At 78.2% G+C, this 513-nt stretch carries 1 pseudogene; it reads left to right on the top strand.

Annotated elements, in window-relative coordinates:
* A pseudogene (locus AE652_RS42920) lies at positions 1-395 on the top strand (hypothetical protein); the annotation flags it as partial.
* Between the last annotated feature and the right edge of the window lie 118 nt (positions 396-513).

Raw genomic sequence — 513 nt, 5'->3', positions numbered from 1 at the left:
GGACCGACGCGGCCGACCCCGGCGGCGAGCACGCGGCGGAGGGCCACGACCGGGCGCACGCCTTCACCGGCCGCTCGCCGGGCTTCCTGGTCGCCACCGCCCGGCTGCTGCGGCTGCGGGAGGGGGCGAGCGCGCGGGTGCGGCTGGTGGCCTTCACCGAGCCGGTGCTGGCGCCGCGCACCCTCGACCAGGGGTGGCTGCTGGAGGGCGTCGACACCCACGAGACGGATTCGGGGCCGCTGCTGGTCGAGCGGTACCAGGTGGCGGACCTGGAGACGGGCGAGCAGCAGGTCGTGCACCTGGCGGGCGATGTGGTGCTGGCGGCGGAGGGGATCGAGCTGGAGGAGCTGGAGTCGCCGCCGAACGCCTGGCGGGTGGGGGCGGAGGAGGAGTAGCGGGCCTTCGCGGCCGGGGCCGGTGCGGCAGGGCTGCTGCGGCCGGGGCGGTTCGCCTCAGGCGGGCGGGGCGAAGCCGCTGCCGGCGGCGGGCTTGTCGAAGGACGGGGCCGTCGGG

Origin of the sequence: Kitasatospora sp. MY 5-36, assembly GCF_001182915.1 — a bacterium.
Classification (GTDB): Bacteria; Actinomycetota; Actinomycetes; order Streptomycetales; family Streptomycetaceae; genus Kitasatospora.
Note: the sequence above shows the minus strand (reverse complement) of the source record. Positions and strands in the feature narration are given on the sequence as shown.